This window comes from Pseudomonas sp. YQ_6, from assembly GCF_043103245.1.
Lineage (GTDB): Bacteria > Pseudomonadota > Gammaproteobacteria > Pseudomonadales > Pseudomonadaceae > Aquipseudomonas > Aquipseudomonas alloputida.
This window is the reverse complement of the sequence record NZ_JBICJR010000056.1, coordinates 65,033-85,993: the sequence shown is the minus strand read 5'-3', so window position 1 is coordinate 85,993 and position 20,961 is coordinate 65,033. Positions and strand designations below refer to the sequence as shown.

General features: G+C 65.1%; 16 protein-coding genes. 2 read left to right on the top strand and 14 right to left on the bottom strand.

All coding sequences use genetic code 11. The features are described from left to right. Window positions 1–12: 12 nt before the first annotated feature. The 11 genes from ACF8FG_RS19775 to ACF8FG_RS19725 all read right to left on the bottom strand — a co-directional run bounded on the left by ACF8FG_RS19775 (window position 13) and on the right by ACF8FG_RS19725 (window position 14,521). Window positions 13–1,203 (bottom strand): pyridoxal phosphate-dependent aminotransferase, encoded by a 1,191-nt coding sequence (locus tag ACF8FG_RS19775; protein ID WP_014590555.1) that lies wholly within the window; start codon window positions 1,201–1,203, stop codon window positions 13–15. 24 nt (window positions 1,204–1,227) lie between these two features. After that, window positions 1,228–2,457, bottom strand: coding sequence for an alanine racemase (gene alr / locus ACF8FG_RS19770; protein WP_019438337.1), 1,230 nt, complete (start codon window positions 2,455–2,457; stop codon window positions 1,228–1,230). Window positions 2,458–2,491: 34 nt separating this feature from the next. Next, window positions 2,492–4,099, bottom strand: coding sequence for a 5-guanidino-2-oxopentanoate decarboxylase (locus ACF8FG_RS19765; protein WP_014590553.1), 1,608 nt, complete (start codon window positions 4,097–4,099; stop codon window positions 2,492–2,494). Further along, window positions 4,092–6,209, bottom strand: coding sequence for an acetate--CoA ligase family protein (locus ACF8FG_RS19760; RefSeq protein ID WP_076402916.1), 2,118 nt, complete (start codon window positions 6,207–6,209; stop codon window positions 4,092–4,094). The genes ACF8FG_RS19765 and ACF8FG_RS19760 overlap by 8 nt, the downstream gene beginning before the upstream one ends. 17 nt (window positions 6,210–6,226) lie before the next feature. Next, complete coding sequence (locus tag ACF8FG_RS19755; protein WP_014590551.1) at window positions 6,227–7,387, bottom strand: acyl-CoA dehydrogenase family protein; 1,161 nt, start codon at window positions 7,385–7,387, stop codon at window positions 6,227–6,229. A 33-nt stretch (window positions 7,388–7,420) separates the two neighbouring features. After that, window positions 7,421–8,215, bottom strand: coding sequence for an enoyl-CoA hydratase/isomerase family protein (locus tag ACF8FG_RS19750; protein WP_014590550.1), 795 nt, complete (start codon window positions 8,213–8,215; stop codon window positions 7,421–7,423). Window positions 8,216–8,454: 239 nt separating this feature from the next. Beyond that, complete coding sequence (locus tag ACF8FG_RS19745; RefSeq protein ID WP_014590549.1) at window positions 8,455–9,861, bottom strand: amino acid permease; 1,407 nt, start codon at window positions 9,859–9,861, stop codon at window positions 8,455–8,457. Window positions 9,862–10,057: 196 nt separating this feature from the next. Continuing rightward, window positions 10,058–12,310 (bottom strand): ATP-binding protein, encoded by a 2,253-nt coding sequence (locus ACF8FG_RS19740; protein ID WP_076402915.1) that lies wholly within the window; start codon window positions 12,308–12,310, stop codon window positions 10,058–10,060. Next, window positions 12,307–13,089: an ABC transporter substrate-binding protein gene (locus tag ACF8FG_RS19735; RefSeq protein ID WP_076402914.1), complete on the bottom strand. Its 783-nt coding sequence runs from the start codon at window positions 13,087–13,089 to the stop codon at window positions 12,307–12,309. Before ACF8FG_RS19735 ends, ACF8FG_RS19740 begins: the two co-directional genes overlap by 4 nt. Then, window positions 13,086–13,802: a response regulator gene (locus ACF8FG_RS19730; RefSeq protein WP_014590546.1), complete on the bottom strand. Its 717-nt coding sequence runs from the start codon at window positions 13,800–13,802 to the stop codon at window positions 13,086–13,088. The genes ACF8FG_RS19735 and ACF8FG_RS19730 overlap by 4 nt, the downstream gene beginning before the upstream one ends. 74 nt (window positions 13,803–13,876) lie before the next feature. Beyond that, the gene (locus tag ACF8FG_RS19725; protein WP_119713935.1) at window positions 13,877–14,521 is read right to left on the bottom strand and encodes a TetR family transcriptional regulator C-terminal domain-containing protein; all 645 of its coding nucleotides are present in this window, start codon (window positions 14,519–14,521) and stop codon (window positions 13,877–13,879) included. Between the two features lie 116 nt (window positions 14,522–14,637). On the opposite strand from ACF8FG_RS19725, the gene ACF8FG_RS19720 reads away from it, so the two are divergent. After that, on the top strand, window positions 14,638–15,384 hold the full coding sequence (locus ACF8FG_RS19720) for an enoyl-CoA hydratase-related protein (protein WP_119713936.1): 747 nt from the start codon (window positions 14,638–14,640) through the stop codon (window positions 15,382–15,384). A gap of 53 nt (window positions 15,385–15,437) precedes the next feature. Here the strand turns inward: ACF8FG_RS19720 and ACF8FG_RS19715 are convergent, their stop codons facing one another. The 3 genes from ACF8FG_RS19715 to ACF8FG_RS19705 are packed head-to-tail and all read right to left on the bottom strand — an operon-like array spanning window position 15,438 to window position 19,607. Beyond that, the gene (locus ACF8FG_RS19715) at window positions 15,438–16,493 is read right to left on the bottom strand and encodes a lipocalin-like domain-containing protein (RefSeq protein WP_076402913.1); all 1,056 of its coding nucleotides are present in this window, start codon (window positions 16,491–16,493) and stop codon (window positions 15,438–15,440) included. Further along, the gene (locus tag ACF8FG_RS19710) at window positions 16,483–18,942 is read right to left on the bottom strand and encodes an FtsX-like permease family protein (protein ID WP_318081872.1); all 2,460 of its coding nucleotides are present in this window, start codon (window positions 18,940–18,942) and stop codon (window positions 16,483–16,485) included. The genes ACF8FG_RS19715 and ACF8FG_RS19710 overlap by 11 nt, the downstream gene beginning before the upstream one ends. After that, complete coding sequence (locus tag ACF8FG_RS19705; protein WP_041166917.1) at window positions 18,942–19,607, bottom strand: ABC transporter ATP-binding protein; 666 nt, start codon at window positions 19,605–19,607, stop codon at window positions 18,942–18,944. The genes ACF8FG_RS19710 and ACF8FG_RS19705 overlap by 1 nt, the downstream gene beginning before the upstream one ends. Before the next feature lie 280 nt (window positions 19,608–19,887). Here ACF8FG_RS19705 and ACF8FG_RS19700 point away from each other — a divergent pair, with 280 nt between their 5' ends. Beyond that, a complete protein-coding gene (locus tag ACF8FG_RS19700; RefSeq protein WP_019438345.1) occupies window positions 19,888–20,955 on the top strand; it encodes an aromatic ring-hydroxylating dioxygenase subunit alpha in 1,068 nt (355 codons plus the stop codon). Window positions 20,956–20,961 lie beyond the last annotated feature (6 nt).

Genomic DNA, 20,961 nt, shown 5'->3' with positions numbered 1-20,961 from the left:
TGGACGGTGTGTTCACGCATCCGTCTGCCCGCGCATCAGTTCGCCGGCGCAGCGGGCAATGCGCTGGCAGGCATCGACCAGCGCCTCGTTGCCCAGCACCAGGCCCAGGCGGATATGCCCGGCAGCGCTAGGGCCGAATGCCTCGCCGGCGAGCACCGACACGCCTTGGCTATCCAACAGGTAGTCGGCGAAAGCCTGGGCGCTATGGCCGGTTTCACGGATGTCGACCATCACGAACATGCCACCATCGGGCTTCAACGCCTTCAAACCCGGGCAGCCGGCCAGCTGCTCGCACACCAGATCGCGCCGCTGGCGGTAGGCTTCGCGCATGGCGTCCAGTTCGGGCAACGGGTGCTCCAGCGCCACCACGGCGGCATCCTGGACGAAGTCCGGCAAGCCGTAGAGCATGCACAGGGCGAGGTTTTCCAGATGCGTGGCCAGTGCTGTCGAGCCGACCACCCACCCCATGCGCCAGCCGGTCATGGCATGCGATTTGGACAGGCTGTTCAGCGTTGCAGTCCGCTCGGCCATGCCCGGCAGGCTGCCGGGGCTGACATGCTCACCTTCATACAGCAGCTCGCTGTAGACCTCGTCAGAGATCAGCCACAGATCATGGGCAACGCACAGTTCGGCCAACGCCTCCCAGGTGGCGCGCGGCAGGCTCGCCCCTGAAGGGTTGTGCGGGCTGTTCAGGGCCAGCGCGCGGGTGCGCGGGGTAATGCGCTCGGCGACGTCACGCGGGCACACGCGAAAGCCATTCTCGGGCTTGACCGGTACCGGCACCACCTTGGCGCCGCAGGCACCGAACACAGCCTCGTAGGTGACATACATCGGTTCGGCAACGATCACCTCATCGCCTGGGTCGAGTATGCACTGGGCTACGCAGAACAGCGCGCACTGGGCACCCGCCAGCACGGTCACCTGGTCGACGCTCACCGCCTGGCCACTGCGCTGCCGGTGACGGTTGGCGATGGCCTGGCGCAGCGCCAGCTTGCCGCGTACATCGGCGTAATGAGTATGGCCAGCGCGCAGGCTGTCGATGGCCGCCTCGACGATAGGCGCGGGAGTGTCGAAGTCCGGGTCCCCCACCGACAGCAGCAGGATGTCCTTGCCCTCGGCCTGCAGCGCCAGGGCGCGGTAGTGGATGTCCCAGGCCGCAGCGCCGTCGCCGGCGATGCGTTGGGTGAGCTTGGCGTAGCGCATGGCAATCTCCTTTCAATGGCAATTTCAGTCGACGAGCATCTTCGGGTTGGAACTGCCCCATACGGTGTACAAATCGGCGAGCAACGCGCCGTTGATTTCTTCCATCTCGGCCTGGGTGATTTCGCCCCCGGCCTGCTTGCCAAACAGCACCACTTCGTTGCCCCCCTTCACATCAGGGAAGTCGGTGACATCGACCATCAGCGTGTTCATCGACACCTTGCCCACAACCGGCACACGGTGGCCGTTGATCAGCACATGGCCCTTGTTGGTGAATACCCGGCGGTAGCCATCGGAGTACCCGACCGTAATGTTGGCCAGACGCGAATCACGGGCCAGGGTGAAGGTGCGGTCATAGCCCACGGTGTTGCCAGCCGGATAGCTGTGCACCGCCGCCACATGCGATTTGAACTGCATCGCACGCTTGTACTCAGTGCGCCCCGGCACGGTGTCGCCGAACAGCGCGCCCCCCGTTCGCACCATGTCCAGGCGCGCTTCCGGCACCTCCAGCGTAGCGAACGAGTTGGCGGCGTGCAGGGTGAGCTTGCTGCGGTCGAGCTTCGCGTGCTTGATCAACCAGTCGGTCTGCTCGTTGAAGGCTGCCAGGCCCTTGCGGACATCGTCCTTGTCCTCCACGGCAAAGTGGGTCATCAGCGCGACCAGCTTGAGGTGCTTCTGGTCGGTGATCTGCAGCGCTTCGCCACGGCCGGACCAGGTGGCCATCTCCACCCCGTTGCGGCTCATGCCGCTGGAGTTGAGCGCCATGTGAATGCGCAGGGTCTTGCCATGGCGCGCGGCGATGGCATCGGCCTGGCGGGCGAATTCCGCGCTGCCCACCAGCTCCTCCATGTCGTACTGCAAGCCATCTTCCAGCTCGCTGAGGCTGGCCAGGCGTACCCGCACCAGTTGCCCGGTGAAGCCACTGGCGCGGACCACGCGGGCCTCCTCGTTGCTGGCCACCGCCACGCAGGGCACGCCCTGGGCGATGATCGATGGCATTACCAGGCCGATACCGTGGCCATAGGCATCGGCCTTGAGCACAGCGCACAGCTTGGACTTGCCGGCCAGCTCGGCCTGCAGGGTGCGGATATTGTGTTGCAGAGCGCTGGCACTGACCTCAACCCAGGCGTTGCTGTTCTGCACGGTCAGGGTGTTGGTGCCGTTGTCCATCGACAACGGGGGGGCCGCATACAGGGGGGCCTGTCCGGTGATCAGAAGTGCCAGGGATGCAGCCAGAAGGGTACGGCGAAAGGGCATGGTGGTTACTCGTGTTCTTGTCGTTGTGCGCGCCTTAACAGACGCAGGTGTGTTTGAGTTCGATGAACGTCACGCCGGGGGTGGCGAAGCCGCTGGCCAGGTCGGCCTGCAATGCGTCCAGGTCGCGTGGCTGGTGCACGGTGCAGCCGAAGGCGCGGGCCAGGCCGATGAAATCCGGGTTGCGCGGCAGCACGCCGACCGGCTCGATATCCAGACCGAGCATATCGTCGCGGATCTGGCCGAGGGCGTCATTGTTCCAAAGCAACACCACCAGCGGCCGGTGCAGCTCCTCGACGGCAGTTGCCAGTTCCTGGGCGGTGTACAGGAAGCCGCCATCACCCACAAGTACCAGGCCGGGGCGGTGGTCGCTGGCGAACATACCACCGATGCCAGCCGGCAGGCCGTAGCCGAGGGTGCCGTAGCCGGTGGGGTGCAGCCAGCTACGTGGTGCCCGGCTGGAGAAGGCGTAGTTGCCGGTATAGGCCAGCTGGGTCATGTCGCTGCTGATGAAGGCATCGTCGGGCAGTACGGCGGCGATACGGTCCAGAATGGCCTGGTGCGTGGCCTGCAACGGGGCATGCCCATTGCGGATGGCCTGGCGCAGGGTGGCCACCGCCGCGCTGGCCTGGGCCGGGTCACGCTGAAGTGCGGGCAGGTGTTCGAGCAAACCGTCCACGGTTTGCCGGGCATCGCCCTGCAGGGCAATGGCACAGGGGTAGAAATCGTTGAACTTGCGCGGGTCGATGTCGACGCGCAGCAGCTCGCCGCGGATCGGCAGACGTTCGCGCCAGAAGTCGGTGTCGGCCATTTCGGTGCCTACAGCAAGCACCACATCAGCCTGGCTGATCAACTGCCAGCCGGGTTCGACGCACAGGCTGGCGCCGGCATTGAGTGGCGCGTCTGGCGGCAGCAAGCCCTTGCCGGCCACGCTGGTGAACAGAGGCGCTGCCAGCCGTGTACTAAGTTGCTGCAACTGCTCAGCCGCGTGCAACGCGCCCCCCCCGGCAATGATCATCGGCCGCTGGGCGGCGGCAAGCTTCAGGGCAGCCTGCTCGAGGGTTTCGCGGCGCGGCTGGCCACGCCCGGGACGGCGTACCACCTCACCGCTCCAGTCCCGGCTGACCGGTGCCGCCAGCACGTCCAGGGGCACCGAAATATGCACCGGGCGCGGTCGTTCGCTGTCGAACACGGCCCAGGCGCGGGCGATCAGCTCGGGCAGGTCATCGCCGCGCAACGCCACGGCCGAGAACGCGGTGATCGGCGCAGTCATGGCGCGCTGGTCCTGGGTTTCGTGCAGGCAGCCCCAGCCCTTGCCCAGGCTGGCGGTGTGGTTGACGCTGGAGATCACCAGCATCGGCACCGAGTCGGCATAGGCTTGGCCGATGGGGGTGGCGACGTTGGTTACGCCTGGGCCGGTAATGACGAAGCACACTCCGGGCTTGCCACTGACCCGCGCGTAACCGTCGGCCATGAAGCCGGCGCCTTGCTCGTGGCGGGTCAATACATGGCGAATGCCGCTGCCCGGCAGGCCACGGTAAAGCTCCAGGGTGTGCACGCCGGGGATGCCGAACACGGTCTCAACGCCGTAGTTGGCCAACAACCGCACCAGGGCCTGGCCGGCCGTCAGGGTAAGGTCATTCATGTCGTTCTCCTTGCGTCTGGCCGAGGCGGATCAGCGCGTCGACCGCGGTGGTGCCGTCGGCACCGACCATCAATGGGTTCACATCCAGCTCCAGCAAATGCCCGGCGTTTTCGCAGGCGTAATCGGCGACTGCGCGGATGGCCGAGACCAAGGCATCGAGGTTGGCGGCCGGACGGCCACGGAAGCCTTGCAGCAGGCTGGCACTGCGCAGGCTCAGCAGCGCTGCCCGGATGGCGCTGTCGGTAGTGGGCAGCAACAGGCTGACACTGTCCTTGAGCAGTTCGACCAGCACGCCGCCGGCACCGATCACCAAGGCCAGGGCAAAGTCGTGTTCACGCTTGATGCCCACTATGAGCTCGGCCAAGGGCGGCTCGGCCATGGGCTCGAGCAGCACCTGATCAAACGCAACCTGCGGGGCGTAGTCAGCGATGCACTGGCGCATCTGCACCAGTGCAGCTTCCAGGGCACGGGCATCGCGCAGGTTCAACGCCACAGCGCCAGCTTCGGTCTTGTGCGGCAGCTGCGCGCTGACCGCCTTCAGTACCAAGGGGTAACCGACGCGGGCAGCGTCTGCCACGGCGCGTTCGGGCGTACTCAGCACGCCCGCAGGCACGGGCAGACCGAAGGCGCGCAGGGCCTGCTTGGATTGCCATTCGTCCAACAGTCGGCTTTCGCCCGTGAGGGCCTGCGGGCACAGCGGTACCCGCGCAGCCTCGCCCTGGTCCAGCAACCGCTGGCGGTTCCTTTGGTAAGCGACGATACGGCCCCAGGCCGCCAGGCCGTCTTCCACGCCCTGCAGGGCAGCGATACCCCGCGCATGCAGGCGCTCACGCGTACTGGCAGGCAACAGTTCCGGGAAAGCCGAGGTGACGAAGCCGATCTTGCCGTGGCGTTCAACGGCATCGCAGTACAGCCCCAGCAGCAGGTCGCATTCCTTGCGCTCGCCGGTGAACGCCGCCGGGTAGTCCAGCACCAGCATCGCCGCGCCCGCGGCGCCGCTCAGGGTGCTGTCGAGCATGCGTTGCAGGGCGGCTTCATCGCCCCAGATGGCCGTGGTGAAGTCCAGTGGGTTGACCAGGTTGGCATAGCCCGGCAACACCTCGGCCAGTGCCGCCACCTGCCCTTGCGCGAGCTTCGGCAGTTGCAACTGGTTGCGTTCGGCATAGTCGGCAATCAGGCCGGCATCGCCGCCTGAGCAGGCCAGCGCAATCAGCTCGCCATCTGCCGGCAAGCGTCCGCAGGCTGCGGCCTTGAGCGTTTCGACAAAGCTCACCGGGCCGCTGACGCGGATTACGCCCAGGCGCTGGAACAGGCTGTCGTACAACGCATCGGAGCCGGACAACGAGCTGGTGTGGCTGAGCGCCAGTTCAGCGCCGATCTGCGAAACGCCAGTCTTAAGGGCAATGATCGGCGTACCCTGCTGCAATGCCTTGTAGGCGGCGCGTGCAAAGCCCGGCACGTTCTTCAAGCCTTCCAGGTGCAGCCCGATGGCCGTTACCCGTGGGTCGTCGAGCAGCACGTCCATCAGCTCGGCCACACCCAGTTGCGCCTGGTTGCCGACCGAGGCCATGTAGGCCACCGGCAGGGAGCGGTCGCTCATGGACAGGTTGTAGGCGAAGTTGCCACTTTGCGTGAGGATCGCCACCCCCTTCTCCACTTGCTGGCCACCATGCGCCACCGGCCACAGGGCGGCACCGTGCAGGTAGTCGAGCAGGCCATAGCAGTTAGGGCCGAGCAAGGCCATGTTGCCGGCGACGTCGAGCAGGCGTTGCTGCAACTGGCAGCCCTCCTCGCCGCTTTCGGCAAAGCCCGAGGCGTAGCAGATGGCGCCACCGGCGCCACGTGCAGCCAGCTCGGCAACGCACTGCAGGGTCAGCTCACGGTTGGTGGCGATGAACACCGCGTCCGGGGCGTAGGGCAAGTCGACCACCCGGGCCACGCAGGGGATGCCTTCGAGGCTTTCATGCTGCGGGTTGACCAGCCACAGCTCACCGGCAAAGCCACCTTCGGCGCAGCGCTTGAGCGCCCGCGCCATGCTGCGCCCGCCGACGAAGGCCAGGTGTCGGGGCGCCAGCAGGCGCTTGAGGTTGTCACGAATCGATTGCGACATGGGTGTTCTCCTGGCGCTCAGCGCAGCAGCGGGCGCAGCAGTTCGCGGGCGATGATATGCCGCTGGATTTCCGAAGTGCCCTCCCAGATGCGCTCGATACGCGCGTTGCGCCAGATGCGCTCAACTGGCCCTTCATCCATCAGGCCCATGCCACCGAAGATCTGCACGGCTTGGTCGGCGACCTTGCCCAGCACCTCGCTTGCAAACAGCTTGGCCATGCCGGCCTCACCGTCGGTCATGTTGCCCTGGTCCATCTTCCAGGCGGTGTGCAGGGTGAGCATCTCGGCCGCGCGGATCTGCGTGGCCATGTCGGCCAGCTTGAACGACACCCCCTGATAGCTGCCGATGGGCTGGCCGAACTGCTTGCGGTCGGCGGCCCATTGCAGCGACAGGTCGAGGGCGCGCTGGGCCTGGCCCACGCAGTTGGCGGCGACCATCACCCGACCGGCGGTAAGCCAGGCGTTGGCCACTTCCCAGCCCTTGCCGACTTCGCCCAGTACCTTGCTGGCCGGCACCCGGCAGTCGTCGAAAAACAGCTCGTAGGTGTGATAACCACGGTTGCTCACGCACTTGGGACCACGGCGGATGGTCATGCCCGGCGTACCCCGGTCGACCAGCAAGGCGGTGACCGCATTGCGCTTGCGCCCGTTGTGCTCGTAGGTGTCGGTGACAGCGAAGACGATGGCGAAATCGGCGTGGCCTGCGTGGCTGATGAAGTGCTTGCTACCGTTGATGACAAAGTCATCGCCCTGACGTACGGCGCGGGTCTTGATGGCATTGGCATCAGAGCCGGCGCCCGGTTCGGTGAGGGCGAAGCAGTCGATCTTCTCGCCCTGCACGCACGGCAACAGGTAGTCGTTGATCTGCTCGTCCTTGCAGGCCATGAGGATTTTCGACGGCCGTGCAACGAAGACATGCAGCGCCCAGGACACCTTGGACAGCTCACGTTCGATCAGCGCCTGGGACAGGTAGTCCAGGCCGCCCCCTCCCACTTCCTCGGGCATGTTGAAGGCATAGAACCCGGCAGCGATGGCCTTGCCACGGATCTGCGCGGCCAGTTCGGGTGACACGGCGTCGGCGCGGTCCACCGCTTCCTCATGGGGCAACAGTTCTTTGGCAACAAAGCTGCGTACCGCTTCCACCAACATTTCTTGTTCTTGGGTCAGTTGGAAATTCATCTGCGAAGGTCCTGATGAGGGTCGGGTATCGGATTACTGGCCGGTAAAACGGGGGGCGCGACGTTCCACCGAAGCTTGCAGGGCCTCGGCGCCATCCTGGCTGCGGCCACACAGCAGGCCGGCGTGGCGCTCGGCTTCCAGCTGTTCAGCCAGCGTGCGCCGGGCACCGTCGCGTATCAGCCGCTTGGTCTGCGCATAGGCGAAGGTCGGGCCATTGGCCAGGCGCCCGGCCAGTTCGGCGGCAACGGCAGGCAACTGCTCGTCGGCGCAGACTTCGCTGACCAACCCGGCGGCCAGGGCGCGATCGGCGCCCCACAATTCGTCCAGGAACAGCAGGCGCTTGGCCTGCTCGCTGCCGATCAGCCGTGGCAGGTGCCAGCTGGCGCCGGCATCGGGGCTGTAGGCCATGCTGGTGTAGCCGGCCTTGAAGCGCGCCGAGGCGGCGGCGATGCGCAGGTCGCAGCACAGGCTGAGGTCCATGCCACCGCCCACGGCGGTGCCGTTGATGGCGGCGATGGTGGGTTTGTCGAGGCTGTGCAGGCGCAACATCAGGGCATGGGCAGTTTCGGTCCAGCCGTAGCTTTCCAGGGTGCCCGCCGCTTCGGCGGCTGCCCATTCGGCCAGGTCGGCGCCAGCGCAGAAGCTGCGGCCGCTGCCGGTCAGCACCACCACGCGTACGGCGGGGTCGTCGGCATGGCTGTCGAGCAAGGCGTGCAGTTGCTTGAGGGTGGGAATGTCCAGCGCGTTGCGCTGCTCGGGGCGGTTGAGGGTGATCCAGGCAACGCCGGCTTCGACCTTGCTCAACAGTGACGACGACGGGGTGGTCATGGGGGGCCTCGGTGTTGTTGTGATGGTGTTGGAGGGCTTGACGAGGGAGATACTAAACGAGTGTTCAGCAAGGCGGGATGGGCTGTTACAACTTCGCACAACTCGGTGTCTGGCGTTACACAAGGGCGTTCGTCCTGACGGCTTTATGGCCTGTGAGATCGCGCACCGCACAGGCGGCGCTCGACCTCACAGGCGCTGAAAATGCAGCGACCAACACCTGCCGACGACGAGCTGCGGTGTCAAACCCCTGGTGCGCTGGGCTCGAAGGCCCCCTGCCGGCGGCGGTTGACGAAGAAGTACGCCGCATAGCACAGGGCAATGAAGCCAAAGCCCCAGTACAGCGACGGCCGCTGGGTTTCATCCAGCGCCAGGAACACGAACAGCGAACTGCACAGGGTGATGCACAGCAGCGGCACCAGGGGGTACAGCGGCGCCTTGTACTTCAGGTCCTGCAGTTGCCCGCCGTCACGCAGCCATGCCTTGCGGAAACGGTACTGCGCCAGGGCGATGACGATCCAGGTCACGGTGCCGGACATGCCGCTCACCGCCATCAGCACCATGAACAGCGTGTCAGCCGCGACGAAGCTGGTCATCAGCGAGATCAGCGCAAAGCACAGGGTGATGCTCAGCGCCCGCAGCGGCACGCCACGCTTGCTCAGCGGCGACAGGCTTTTCGGTGCCATGCCAGTCTTGGACATGGCCCAGAGGATGCGCGTGGAGGCATACAACCCGGAGTTGCCCACCGAGAGGATGGCCGTGAGGATGACGAAGTTCATCAAGTCGGCGGCGTAAGGGATGCCGACCATGTCGAACACCTGCACGAACGGGCTTTCCATCAGCCCGGCCTGCTCGTGCGGCACAATCGCCGACAGCACGGCAATCGCCAGCACATAGAAGATCAGCACGCGGAACACCACATTGCGCACCGCCCGCGGGATGCTCTTTTCCGGGTGCTCGGTCTCGCCAGCCGCCACCCCCATGATTTCGCATCCCTGGAAGGCGTAGACCACGGTCATCATCACCGCGAACACTGCCGACAGGCCATGGGGGAACAGCGACTCGCCCACCAGGTTGTTCAGCATCGGTGCGGGTGCCCCGCTGCTCAGGGGGATGGCACCGAAAATCACCAGCAGGCCAATGACGATGAAGCCGAGGATGGTTGCCACCTTGATGCCCGAGAACCAGTACTCGGCCTCGCCAAAGGCACGCGTGGCCAGGGCGTTGAGCCCGAACAGCACCACCACGAACAGCGCCGACCAGTACCAGATCGGCACCTCCGGGAACCAGCGGGTCATCAACATGCCGGCAGCGGTGAACTCCAGGCCTACGGTGGTGGCCCAGCTCATCCAGTACACCCAGCCGATCATGAACCCGGTGGCCGGGCCAATGTATTTGGTGGCGTGGGCCTGGAACGAACCGGACACTGGCATCTGCACCGACAGCTCGCCGAGGCAGACCATCACCAGGTACATCAGCAAGCCCGCGACCAGGTAAGCCAGGATCGCGCCCACCGGCCCGCCCTGATTGATGGTTACGCCCGAGCCCATGAACAGGCCGGTTCCAATAACCCCACCCAGCGACAGCATGAAGATGTGCCGGCTTTTCAGGGCGCGGGTGAGCTGGATTTTTTCAACGCTGTCAGTCATGGCACACCTCGCCATTGCGGCCGGTGCGTGGGAGGGTTCGAATGAGGGGCTGAGCGCTACGGCATGTCATTATTCTTGTCTCCAATAAGCCTCATGGACCGTGTGCAACACGGTTGCCATGGATTATTGGAAACGGATGTAAGGCGCCGTTGTACGAACGGATCGAAGATGTAAAAAGTCGTAAGCTTTTTGTACGTCAGCTCTGAATCAACTGTTCCAGCGTGGCACTGGCCTGACCTAGCTGGGTAGCCAACGGCTCACCGAGGGCTTGCATGGCCTGTACGTCATGCTGCCGGGCCGCCGCCTCCAGACCACGCAACACCGTCGCCAGCCCGGTAAACCCCAGGGAATCGCAACTGCCAGCCAGGCGGTGGGCCAGGTGCAGCACTTCGGTGAAGTCCTGGGCTGGCAGCGCCTCGGCCAGCGCCGTGGCGTACTGCTGCAGTGACTGGCGCAGGACCTTCAGCAGGCCTTGCAACTTCTGCTCCCCCAGCAGTGAACGGTGGGTGTCGAGCAATGACCAGTCCATGTCTGCGCCAGCGCTGGCCACTTCACCGGGTGCTACGTCAGCCAACGCTTTGCGCAGGTTGTCCAGCCGCAAAGGCTTGGCCAGTACGCCCTGCATGCCAGCGTCCAGATAACCCGCTACCTGGCCCGGTTGCACGCCGGCCGTCAGCGCCAGGATCCGACTGTGGCGGTTCGGCCCAGGCGAGGTACGCAGCTGTCGGCACAACGCCACCCCGCTCATGCCCGGCAAGTGCACGTCCAGCAGAACCAGGTCGAAGCGCCGCTGCGCGCATGCCTGCAGGGCTTGGCTGGCGTCTTCGGCAAAGCTTACCCGGTGACCGTCGCGCAGCAGCAGGCCACCGGCAACCTCACGGTTCAGGGCAACGTCTTCGACCACCAGGATATCCAGGCTGGGCAAGGGCGAAGGAGCTGGTGACCCCGCTGAGACAGGCTGCCCGCGAGCCATGTCGAGCTCGAACCAAAAGCAGCTGCCCTGCCCTTGAACGCTCTCAAGGCCGATGCTACCGCCCAGTTTTTCCACCAGGTGCTTGCAGATCGCCAGGCCCAGGCCAGTGCCGCCATAGCGCTGGGTCACAGCTTCGCTGGCCTGGACGAAACGGTCGAAGATCTTCGCCTGAACGGCGGGTTCGATGCCGATACCGTTGTCACGGACCGACAGCCGCAAGCGCTGCGAGCACTCGTTATTGGCAAGCACCTGTACCGTCAGCTGTACCTGGCCGTGCTCAGTGAACTTGATGGCGTTGGCCAGCAGATTGCTCAGCACCTGTCGCAGGTACTGCTCTGCGCCGTACTGGTACGCGGCCAGTTGCTCATCGACCTGCAGTTGCAGGGTGTCGGCATTCTCCATGGCCATGGGTTCGAGCAACGCCAGCACCTCCTGGCACAACTGACGCAAGGAAAACACCACCCGTTCGGCGCGGCTCTCGCCTTCTTCGAGCCGGGCGAAATACAGCACTTCGTTGAGAATCGCCAACAGCCCTTCGCCAGCCTTGTACAAGGCCTCGACACGCTGGCGGTCGGCGACCTCCAGGCGCCCGCCGCGCAGCAGTTCGGCCATGCCCAGAATACCGTTGAGCGGCGTGCGCAATTCATGGCTCATCGTCGCCAAAAAGCGCGACTTGGCCAGGTTGGCAGCCTCGGCCTCGTCCTTGGCACGAGCCAGGCTGGCTGTACGCCGCTCGACCATGGCCTGCAATTCGTCGCGTTTACCCTGCAGTTCCAGGCGGTCGCGCTCACGGCGCTCGATATCGCTGAGGATGGCGCGACGCATATCGTCCAAGGCATTGGCCACAGTGTCGATTTCGTCGGGGCGCGATGATCGGCGGCGGCCAAGGCGCAACGGCTCCTGCCACTGGCCGGCGCCAATGCGGCGGGCGAACTCGGCCATCACTTGCAGGTGGCGGGTGACCAGGCGGTAGAACAGCCCTGACAGCGCCACTGCCAGGCCGCACAGAAACACGCCCATCCACAACAGGCTGGCAAGGCCCGTGGCGTAAAGCCGCCGGTGTACCGCGCCAAGGTCGATGCTGACTTCCAGTTCACCCAGGTGCCTGACCGGCCCTGAGGGCGGCTGATAGTCGAGGGGGAAGCGCTCGATGCGCAGCGGCCCTTGGGGCTCGGGCTCACCGCGTAACAATGGGAAATCCTCACTGACCAGACGCACCCGCGCCACATCGGAGAAGTCCACCAGGCCGCGCAACTGAACATCCAGCTGCGCCTCGTCGAGGTCCCACAGGCTGCGCTCCAGGCTGGCCAGGTAGCCGGCGCGGATCAACGCCATGCGTGCCTCTATATCCCGCATTTCGCGACGGTACTCGAAGTAAAGCTGCACGCCGCTGGCCAGCACCGTGAAGCACAAGCTGAACAGCAGGATGAACAGCAGCAGGCGGCGCAGCAGGCCATCTGTGCGCAGGCGGATCATCGTGCATCCGCCGGCAGGTTGATCATGTCGCGGTAAGTGACTTCACTTTGCTCCAGCCAACGCGCGATCTCGCCCGCTTGGTTCATCCGCTGCAACTGCGCGTCGATTTCACCCATGTGCTGGCTCAAGGGTGACTGTCGCGATACCGCCACCCGCAGGTAGTCGACGCTCAGTGCCGTGGGCAATACGCGGATGTCCTGCGCGCCGAGCAGGTGCTCGATGAACAGTTGGCCGGTGCGCCGCTCCTGAATCACATAGTCAATGCGCCCGCGGATCAGCTTGCCGAAGTTCTGCTGGCTGGACGACACCCGCTCGATGTTCTGGTGACGGGCGACGAAGCAATCAAATTCGGCGCCATAGCTTTCACCGTACAGCAGGCCGCCGCGGTAACCCGCCAGGTCCTCCAGCTGCTGGAATTGCACCGGTCGCTTGCGGTTGTAGAACACGGCCACTTCCTCGCGCAACACCGGCTCCGTGGAAAAACGCATGCGCTGGTCACGCTGGTCGCTGTTGTAGGCCAGGACCACGTCCACCCGCCCGGCGGCGGCGTCCATCAGGCAGCGCTTCCAGTTGCCCAGCACCACGGTTTGCACCTCGTAGCCCATGCGCGCGAACAGTTCGCGCACCACGGTGGGGGCCAGGCCGCGCACCTGGTGGCCGTCGCTCCAGGAAATGGGCGGGTACACCGGATAGTCACAGTAGCGCACCGGCTCACTGGCACTGGCGTGCAGGGTGGGCAACGTCAAGGCCAGCGCCAACCGCCAGGCGCGAGGAATCATGCTGCCACGCTGGCGGTGAACAGGTAGCCGGTGCCGTGAATGGTGATGATCAACTGCGGTTCGGCCGGGTCGTCATGCAGCTTGCGCCGCAGGCGGCCGACCAGCACGTCGATGGAGCGGTCGTTGGGCACCCACTCGCGGTTGCGAATCTGGTCCATCAACTGGTCGCGGCTGAGGGTGTGGCCGCTGTTGCGCAGGAACACGCTGAGCAACTGGAACTCACCGTGGGTCAGCAGGGTTTGCCCGCCACAGGCGTCGATCAGGCGCCGGCGGTCGGTATCCAGTGCCCAGTCGGCGAACTGCTTCAGCGACTGCGGGCAGGCCGGGGCGGGGTGCGCCTCGCGGGCATGGCGCACGCGGCGGATCAGGTTTTTCGCCCGGGACACCAGCTCGCGGGGGTTGAGCGGTTTGATCACGTAGTCATCTGCGCCGCATTCCAGGCCAACGATGCGATCGATGTCGTCATTGCGCCCGGTGACGAGGATGATGCCAACCTCCGAGCGCACCCGCAGTTCGCGGGTCAGGGTGAGGCCGTCCTTGCCGGGCAGGCGGATGTCCAGCAGCACCAGGTCGACATCCTGGCTGGCGAGCAGGGCTTCGGCCCTTTCCGCGGTGTCGGCGCAGTGTACGTCGTAGCCCTCCCGGGACAGGTAGGCCTGCAGCAAGTCACGAATAAGCGGATCGTCATCGACGATCAATACCCGAGGCGTCATTGCGTGTTGTCTCTTTTTTATTGGTGTTGTTCTACACACTCGCGACAGCAGCGTACTCGTTACTGAACAGGTGATCAACAGCCCTCGGACAGGCTGAAGCGCCTCCGGCCACCGGCCTGCAGGCCGTCGACCCAGGCCTCGCAGATGATCACGCCCTGCTCGGGGGTGAAGGTGCCGGGGTTCAGGCCCGACTCCAGCCACAGGCCATCAAGCAAGGCGCTCAGGCTGATGGCCGCCAGGTCGGCATCGAAGCCCTGCCAGCCCTCCTCCTCGGCCAGCCTGGCCAGTAGCTGGCCAAGTTCGTTGCGGTACTCGCCGTAGGAGTGGTCGTGCACCTGGTTGATCGCGTCGGCGGTCTTCACCGCCCCCCAGAAAGCCAGCCAGGCATCGAGCAATTGCGGGTCGAGCAGCTCGGCGCAGAACGAGGCACGGAAGAACGCCGACAACCGCTCGCGGGCATTGGGCGCAGCTTGGGCCATGGCCTCGCGCAACAGGCTCATCACCCGACCGGTGACGGCCATGTAAGCCTCTGCCACCAGTTCGTCCTTGCCCGCGTAATGGTGGCTGATCAGCCCGACCGAGACCCCGGCCTCGGCCGAAATCTTGCGGATCGAAGCCCCCTGGAAACCATGGCGTTTGAGGCACACCAGGGTCGCCTCGACCAGGTTGGCTTTGCGCAATTCCGGCAGCATGCGGTGGTAGCGGGCTTCCTGAGTCATCGGTGGGTCTCTGGTTAGGGGCTGGACTGAACGACTGTACAACAAGCCGGACTGCGTGATAAACCCTAAGCGCCACTGCCCGGCAGGGCCCCCTCACAACAACAAAAGCGGCTGCCATGAACGACCTGATCACACGCGAGCTGGACCAAGGCCTGCTGACCCTGGCCTTCAACCGCCCCGACAAGCTCAATGCCCTGAACACTGCCATGTACCAGCTGCTGGGCGACCTATTGCTGGCGGCAGATGAAGACCCCGCTGTCGATGCCATCATCATCACCGGTGGGCCGCACTGCTTCAGCGCTGGCAACGACCTTCGCGACTTCCTCGACAACCCGCCCAGCGACCTGGACAGCCCGGTGTTCCGCCTGATGCGGGTGATCATGGGCCTGGACAAGCCGCTGATCGCAGCGGTCAGTGGTGCGGCGATCGGCATCGGGGCCACCCTGTTGCTGCATTGCGACCAGGTACTGGTCAGCCGTTCGACCAAGCTGCGCATGCCTTTCGCGCCGTTGGGTGTGTGCCCGGAGTTTGGTTCCAGCCTGCTGCTGCCTCGTGTGCTTGGCCAGGCCCGGGCGGCACGCTTGCTGCTGGCCAACGCATTGCTCGATGGCGAACAGATGGTGGCCTGGGGGCTGGCCAATGAGCTGCATGAAAACGGCGAACAGTGCCTGGAAGCTGCCCGCACGCTGGCGCGGCAGCTGCAAGGCTACCCGCAAGCGGCGCTGCGGATCAGCAAGCGGCTGCTCAAGGACAGCCAGCGGGCGGAGCTGGAGGCCACGGTGGCGCGGGAAAGCCAGTTGTTCATCGAGTGCTTGCGCACTGAAGAAGCGCGGGCAGTGCTGCGAGGGCTTATCAAGGATTGAAGGGTCGGGCGCGGTCTTTATGGGAACAACTGTCTTGCTCAAATGTTGTTGCACTAGTACCCGGTCATCTCCAGATACCCGCGCCCGCCCGCACTCCCGTTCAAGCGTACCGGCCCTTCCCAATACGGGAACCGTGTCTGCATCCATGCCTGCGGCTCCACGGCATCGACCTGCACATCCACCCCATGCTCCGGCACTTGCACCCGCCAGCGCGTCGGCACCTGCTTGCCGTTTTTCTGCGCAGACCAGGCCAGCGCCTGCAGCTGGATCTGTGCTGCGTCCAGCGCCACCACCTCACCCTGTGGCCCGACCCAGGTCCCGGCGCGATAAGGTTCCCCGTGGGCCTCCCGTACCTGGAACAGCATCAGCTTGGCGCCACTGTCCAGGTGCAGGGAGAACCAGTCCCAGCCGGTCTGCCCGGGGGCCAACGGCTGGCTGCTCCATTCCCGGTCCAGCCAGGCCCGCCCGGTCACCGCGATGCACAGGCTGCCACGCTGGACGTGCCCCTGTACGCGGTAGAAAGGCTGGCTGTAATAGTACGAAGCCTGGCCCTTACCTGATTTTTCGCTGTAGCCCTGCTCACCATGCAGCACCAAGGGAAGATCGCTGTGCAACTGCAGGTCATAGCGAAAACCATCGCCACTTGCGCCCATCTGTAGCTGTTCAATACCGCCCTGGCCCTGCAACACCCAGTCATTGATCCATGCGCGAAACGGCTGGGCCTGCACGCCGGCCTGGCCGATCCCCCCCCGCGCCAGGGTTTCAGCAGCCTGATGGCCACCCGGCCCGGTCAGTGCTGCATGCCCCATCCACAGGTTCGGGCTGTTCCAGCCGCTGGTCTCCGGACCGGGGCGCAAGGCCGAGCGGAACAGTGTCCACTGGGCGCCCCAGTCACGGCCCTGGGCGTCCTCGAGGTTTGCGGTGACATACCACCACTCGATACGAAAGCCGTCGTGGGGGCCGTGGTCATGCGGGAAGACCAGACGATGATCGCGGGTCACCTGGCTGAACTCGCCAGCCTGCTGCCCGAGCCCGGCATAGCTCTGCGGTGCAGGCTGATCACAGCCGCACAACAAACCACTCAGCAACAGCCACGCATTAAGCTTCATCGGACAACGGCCTCAACAGTTCACGCGGCTGGCGGCGCGCCAGCTGCCACAGCGGCCAGACGCAGGCCAGCAGGCTGGTGAGCATGCCCAGCACGGTCAACTGCAGCAGTTGCATGGGGAACACATAGAGCGGTAACCGCCAGCCGAAGGCCTGCACGTTCACCACCGCGACCAGGCACCAGGCCAGCAGCAGCCCAAGCGGAATTGCCAGCAGCACGGTGAAGCTGCTGAGCATGAGTGTCTGCCCCAGGCTCAACCAGACCAGTTGCATGCGCCGCACCCCCAGCGCCCACAGCGGTGCCAACTGGCCCAGCCGCGCCTGACCCAGGGTCAGCAGGTTGATGAACAACGCCACACCGGCCACGCCAAGGGTAAGGCTGTTGAGGGCTGCGGTGGCGGCAAAGGTGCGGTTGAACACGTCGGTCGACCAGCGTTTCAGGCGCGCCTGCTCGACCACCCGGCTGTCATCCAGGGCAAAGTGCCGTTGCAGCGCGGCCTTGAGCGATGCCACCCCTTCAGCGCTCAGGTCGACACTCAAGCCGGCCAGGGTTGCCTGTGGCCAGTGGGCGCGCAACCAGTCGGCATTGACCAGTACATGCCCCTTGGGGTTGCCGTAATCGGCATAGATCCCCACCACGGGCAAGGCTGGCATGCCTGCGGGCAGCTTCAGGCTGTCACCCAGTTGCAGGTTCAATCGCCTGGCCAACTGCTCACTGAGCATTACGGCTTGTCCGCTGGCCAGTTGCTGCCAGGCGCGCGAATGCTGTTCCAGCAATGGCCAGCGCGTACGATAGGCAGGGTGATCGACAATGCCCTGCACTTGCACCGGCCAACCTTGCAGATGCATGTCTGCGCGCCAGCCGGGCAGGACCACGCTGGCCCCGGGCTGCTGCTTGAGCCACTCGACTATCTGCAAGCCTTGGGCCGTGTCCCGCGGGGTGACATACAGGTCGGCGGAGAGACGCAGGTCAAGCCAACCGACAAACGTCTTGCGAAAACCCTCGGTCATGCTGCCCACGCCAACACTGGCAGCCAGGGCCAGCAAAAGGGCGACCAACGCCAGGCTCAGCGCTGGCAACTGCTGGCGGCTGTCAGCCACGAACCATTGCGCCAATGGCCGGTGGCAACGACGCGCCAGCCAGGCCAGTACCCGATCGAGCAACGCCGGCAACAGCAGTGCCGCCGCCAGCAGCAACCCTGCCAGCATACCGAACGCGCTAAGCAAGCCAGCCCCGAAGACACCACAGCCCAAGGCCAGCAACAGCAGCAGGCCCGCTAGCAAAGCCTGCCGTTGCAACCATGGCCCCTGCGCCAGTCGCCAGGCCTGGGGTTGCGCCAGCGCCAGCAAAGGCAACCGGGCAGCGCGCATTACACTCTCCATGCCGGCCAGCAATGCCCCGAGGACACTCACCAGCACACCCAGCAGCCACCAGCCCGCCGGCAGGCTCAACGTGCCGGCGACCTGGGCGCCATACAGGCCACGCAGGCTGGCGGCCACGTCGGGCAGCAGCCACGCGGCCAATGCGTAACCACTGGCCACCCCGGCCAGCCCACCCAGTGCCGCGAACAGGCCCAGCTCCAGCACCAGGGCACCCAGCAGGGTCTTCAGGCTGACGCCGCACGCGCGCAGGTTGCGGATCAGCCCACGGCGCTGCTCCAGCGCCAGACCGATTGCGGCGTGGGCAATGAACAGGCCGACGACGAACGCCAGCAGGCCGAGCGCGGTCAGGTTGAGGTGGAAACTGTCGGTCAGGCGCTGCAAGCCACCATCGTCCTGCCGCGGCTGCAGTTCAAGGTAGCGGGCGATATCTGCAGGCAACGGCCCGGGCGTATCGGCCAGCAGCAGACGAGACAACTGCCCCGGTGCGTTCAGCAACGTCTGCGCGTGGCCGATGTCCACCACGATGACCCCGGGTGCCAACGCAGGCTGCAAAACCATAGGCGGCAGCAACTGCCCTTCACTGTCGCGGGTCGGCGACCCGGGGCTTGTGTTCAGTTGACGCAAGGTGTCTGGCCCAACCCAGGCTTGCCCGGGCGAGCCGACGAACGCTTGCAGGTCGAATGCCTGCACCTGCACTCCGGCAACGCTGCTGGCAGGCGGCAGGCTCAACGGCTCGATGCCGATCAGGCGCACACTGCGTGCGGGCTCGCCCGGCAAGCGCAAGCGCCCTTCCAGCACCGGCGAAACAGCCCAGCCCAGCCTGCGCAGTTGCACGTACAACGCCTGATCAAAGCGCTCGCCATTGCGCGCGATCAGTTGCGCCTGCAACGGCCCGGTCAATACCGCGCTGGCCCGGGCATAGTCGCTGCGTGCCTGGCTGTTCAACGCCTGCACGCCGGTCCACAACGCCGTGGCCAGCCACAGGCCAGTGAAGATGCTGAAGCACTGCACACGATGGCGCCGCCAGTGGCTGAGCAGCGCCAACAGGGCCAGCGACAAAAGCTTCATCAACCCTGCTCGGGCCGAACACGGCCGGCCTGCAGGTAGCACCGGTGCTGCAAACGCGCCGCCAGCCGCGGGCTGTGGGTCACCATCAGTACGCCGCTGCCGGCTTCGGCGACCAACTGCAGCAACAAACTCAGCACCTCGTCACTGCTGGCTTCATCGAGGCTGCCGGTCGGTTCGTCAGCCAACAGCCAGGCCGGGCGCCCGGCAAGCGCACGGCCGATGGCGACGCGCTGCTGCTGGCCGCCAGACAGTTGTTCCGGGTAACGCCCGAGCAGGTCCGCCAGGCCAAGACGCTGCGCCAGGTAAGCCGCCCAATGCGGGTCATGCCGCCCGGCGAGGCGGGCCTGGAAAGTGAGGTTCAGGCCCACGTCCAGGCTGCTGATCAGGTTGTACTGCTGAAACACCAGGCCGATCCCCTCCCGCCGCCACTGCGCCAGCGACGCTTCCGAACGGCCATCGAGCGGAACGTCGTCGATCAGAATACGGCCACTGTCCGCTCGGTCCAGGCCAGCCACCAGGTGCAGCAAAGTACTCTTGCCGCTGCCCGACTCGCCCATCAGCGCCAGGCTGCTGCCCCGCGCCAGGCGCATGTCCACCCCCTGCAAAATGGGGAGCGGGCCTTGGGGGGTGGGGAATGATTTGTAGAGATGTTCGATGGCTAGCATCGAGTGGCCTTGATGGGTTGGGTGTCCCTTTAGGCATAGCAGGTTCGGCCAAGGCTGCTCCTGCACCGGCCGCATTGATCGATCTCGCCGGTGCCCTCCTGTTCAAACGACGTGCTGCTGCAGCCGCCCCCTCTGATCGCAGGGTCCCTCCAATAATGGATCCACTAAGAACCGATAATCGCACAGAATTCGCATTACCCAAGCAAAATTCGTTGACCTAGCACGCCCATCGCAGCCTTAATGGATCCATTAAATAAAAACAAAACCCGGAGAGCCTCCCATGTACCCTAAAAACACCTGGTACGTCGCCTGCACCCCCGACGAAATCGCCACCAAACCCCTGGGCCGGCAGATCTGCGGGGAAAAAATCGTTTTCTACCGCGCCCGAGAGAACCAAGTAGCCGCCGTCGAGGACTTCTGCCCGCACCGCGGCGCACCGTTGTCGTTGGGCTATGTCGAGGACGGCAACCTGGTGTGCGGCTACCACGGCCTGGTGATGGGTTGCGACGGCAAGACCGTGTCGATGCCGGGCCAACGGGTGCGTGGCTTCCCCTGCAACAAGACCTTTGCGGCGGTCGAGCGCTATGGCTTCATCTGGGTCTGGCCCGGCGACCAGGCGCTGGCCGACCCGGCGCTGATTCCGCATCTGGAATGGGCGGTGAATGATGAGTGGGCCTACGGCGGCGGGCTGTTCCACATTGGTTGCGACTACCGCCTGATGATCGACAACCTCATGGACCTCACCCATGAAACCTATGTGCACGCCTCCAGCATCGGCCAGAAGGAGATCGACGAGGCACCGCCGGTCACCACCGTCACCGGCGACGAAGTGGTCACCGCCCGGCACATGGAAAACATCATGGCACCGCCGTTCTGGCGCATGGCCTTGCGTGGCAACGGCCTGGCCGACGATGTGCCGGTGGACCGCTGGCAGATCTGCCGTTTCACCCCACCTAGCCATGTGCTGATCGAAGTGGGTGTAGCGCATGCCGGCAAGGGCGGCTACCACGCCGAGGCACAGCACAAGGCGTCGAGCATTGTGGTCGACTTCATCACCCCTGAGAGCGATACCTCTATCTGGTACTTCTGGGGCATGGCGCGCAATTTCGCTGCGCACGACCAGACTCTGACCGACAACATTCGTGAGGGCCAGGGCAAGATTTTCAGCGAAGACCTGGAAATGCTCGAACGCCAGCAGCAGAACCTGCTGGCCTACCCCGAGCGCAACTTGCTGAAGCTGAACATCGATGCCGGCGGCGTGCAGTCACGCAAAGTGCTGGAGCGGATCATCGCCAGAGAGCGTGCGCCGCAGCCGCAACTGATCGCCACCAGCGCCACCCCTGCCTGAGGAACA

Bases quoted from the DNA above. Each gene is read 5' to 3' on its own strand.
- ACF8FG_RS19775 (WP_014590555.1), bottom strand. From the start codon at position 1,203: ATGCGCTACGCCAAGCTCACCCAACGCATCGCCGGCGACGGCGCTGCG.
- alr (WP_019438337.1), bottom strand. From the start codon at position 2,457: ATGCCCTTTCGCCGTACCCTTCTGGCTGCATCCCTGGCACTTCTGATC.
- ACF8FG_RS19765 (WP_014590553.1), bottom strand. From the start codon at position 4,099: ATGAATGACCTTACCCTGACGGCCGGCCAGGCCCTGGTGCGGTTGTTG.
- ACF8FG_RS19760 (WP_076402916.1), bottom strand. From the start codon at position 6,209: ATGTCGCAATCGATTCGTGACAACCTCAAGCGCCTGCTGGCGCCCCGA.
- ACF8FG_RS19755 (WP_014590551.1), bottom strand. From the start codon at position 7,387: ATGAATTTCCAACTGACCCAAGAACAAGAAATGTTGGTGGAAGCGGTA.
- ACF8FG_RS19750 (WP_014590550.1), bottom strand. From the start codon at position 8,215: ATGACCACCCCGTCGTCGTCACTGTTGAGCAAGGTCGAAGCCGGCGTT.
- ACF8FG_RS19745 (WP_014590549.1), bottom strand. From the start codon at position 9,861: ATGACTGACAGCGTTGAAAAAATCCAGCTCACCCGCGCCCTGAAAAGC.
- ACF8FG_RS19740 (WP_076402915.1), bottom strand. From the start codon at position 12,310: ATGATCCGCCTGCGCACAGATGGCCTGCTGCGCCGCCTGCTGCTGTTC.
- ACF8FG_RS19735 (WP_076402914.1), bottom strand. From the start codon at position 13,089: ATGATTCCTCGCGCCTGGCGGTTGGCGCTGGCCTTGACGTTGCCCACC.
- ACF8FG_RS19730 (WP_014590546.1), bottom strand. From the start codon at position 13,802: ATGACGCCTCGGGTATTGATCGTCGATGACGATCCGCTTATTCGTGAC.
- ACF8FG_RS19725 (WP_119713935.1), bottom strand. From the start codon at position 14,521: ATGACTCAGGAAGCCCGCTACCACCGCATGCTGCCGGAATTGCGCAAA.
- ACF8FG_RS19720 (WP_119713936.1), top strand. From the start codon at position 14,638: ATGAACGACCTGATCACACGCGAGCTGGACCAAGGCCTGCTGACCCTG.
- ACF8FG_RS19715 (WP_076402913.1), bottom strand. From the start codon at position 16,493: ATGAAGCTTAATGCGTGGCTGTTGCTGAGTGGTTTGTTGTGCGGCTGT.
- ACF8FG_RS19710 (WP_318081872.1), bottom strand. From the start codon at position 18,942: ATGAAGCTTTTGTCGCTGGCCCTGTTGGCGCTGCTCAGCCACTGGCGG.
- ACF8FG_RS19705 (WP_041166917.1), bottom strand. From the start codon at position 19,607: ATGCTAGCCATCGAACATCTCTACAAATCATTCCCCACCCCCCAAGGC.
- ACF8FG_RS19700 (WP_019438345.1), top strand. From the start codon at position 19,888: ATGTACCCTAAAAACACCTGGTACGTCGCCTGCACCCCCGACGAAATC.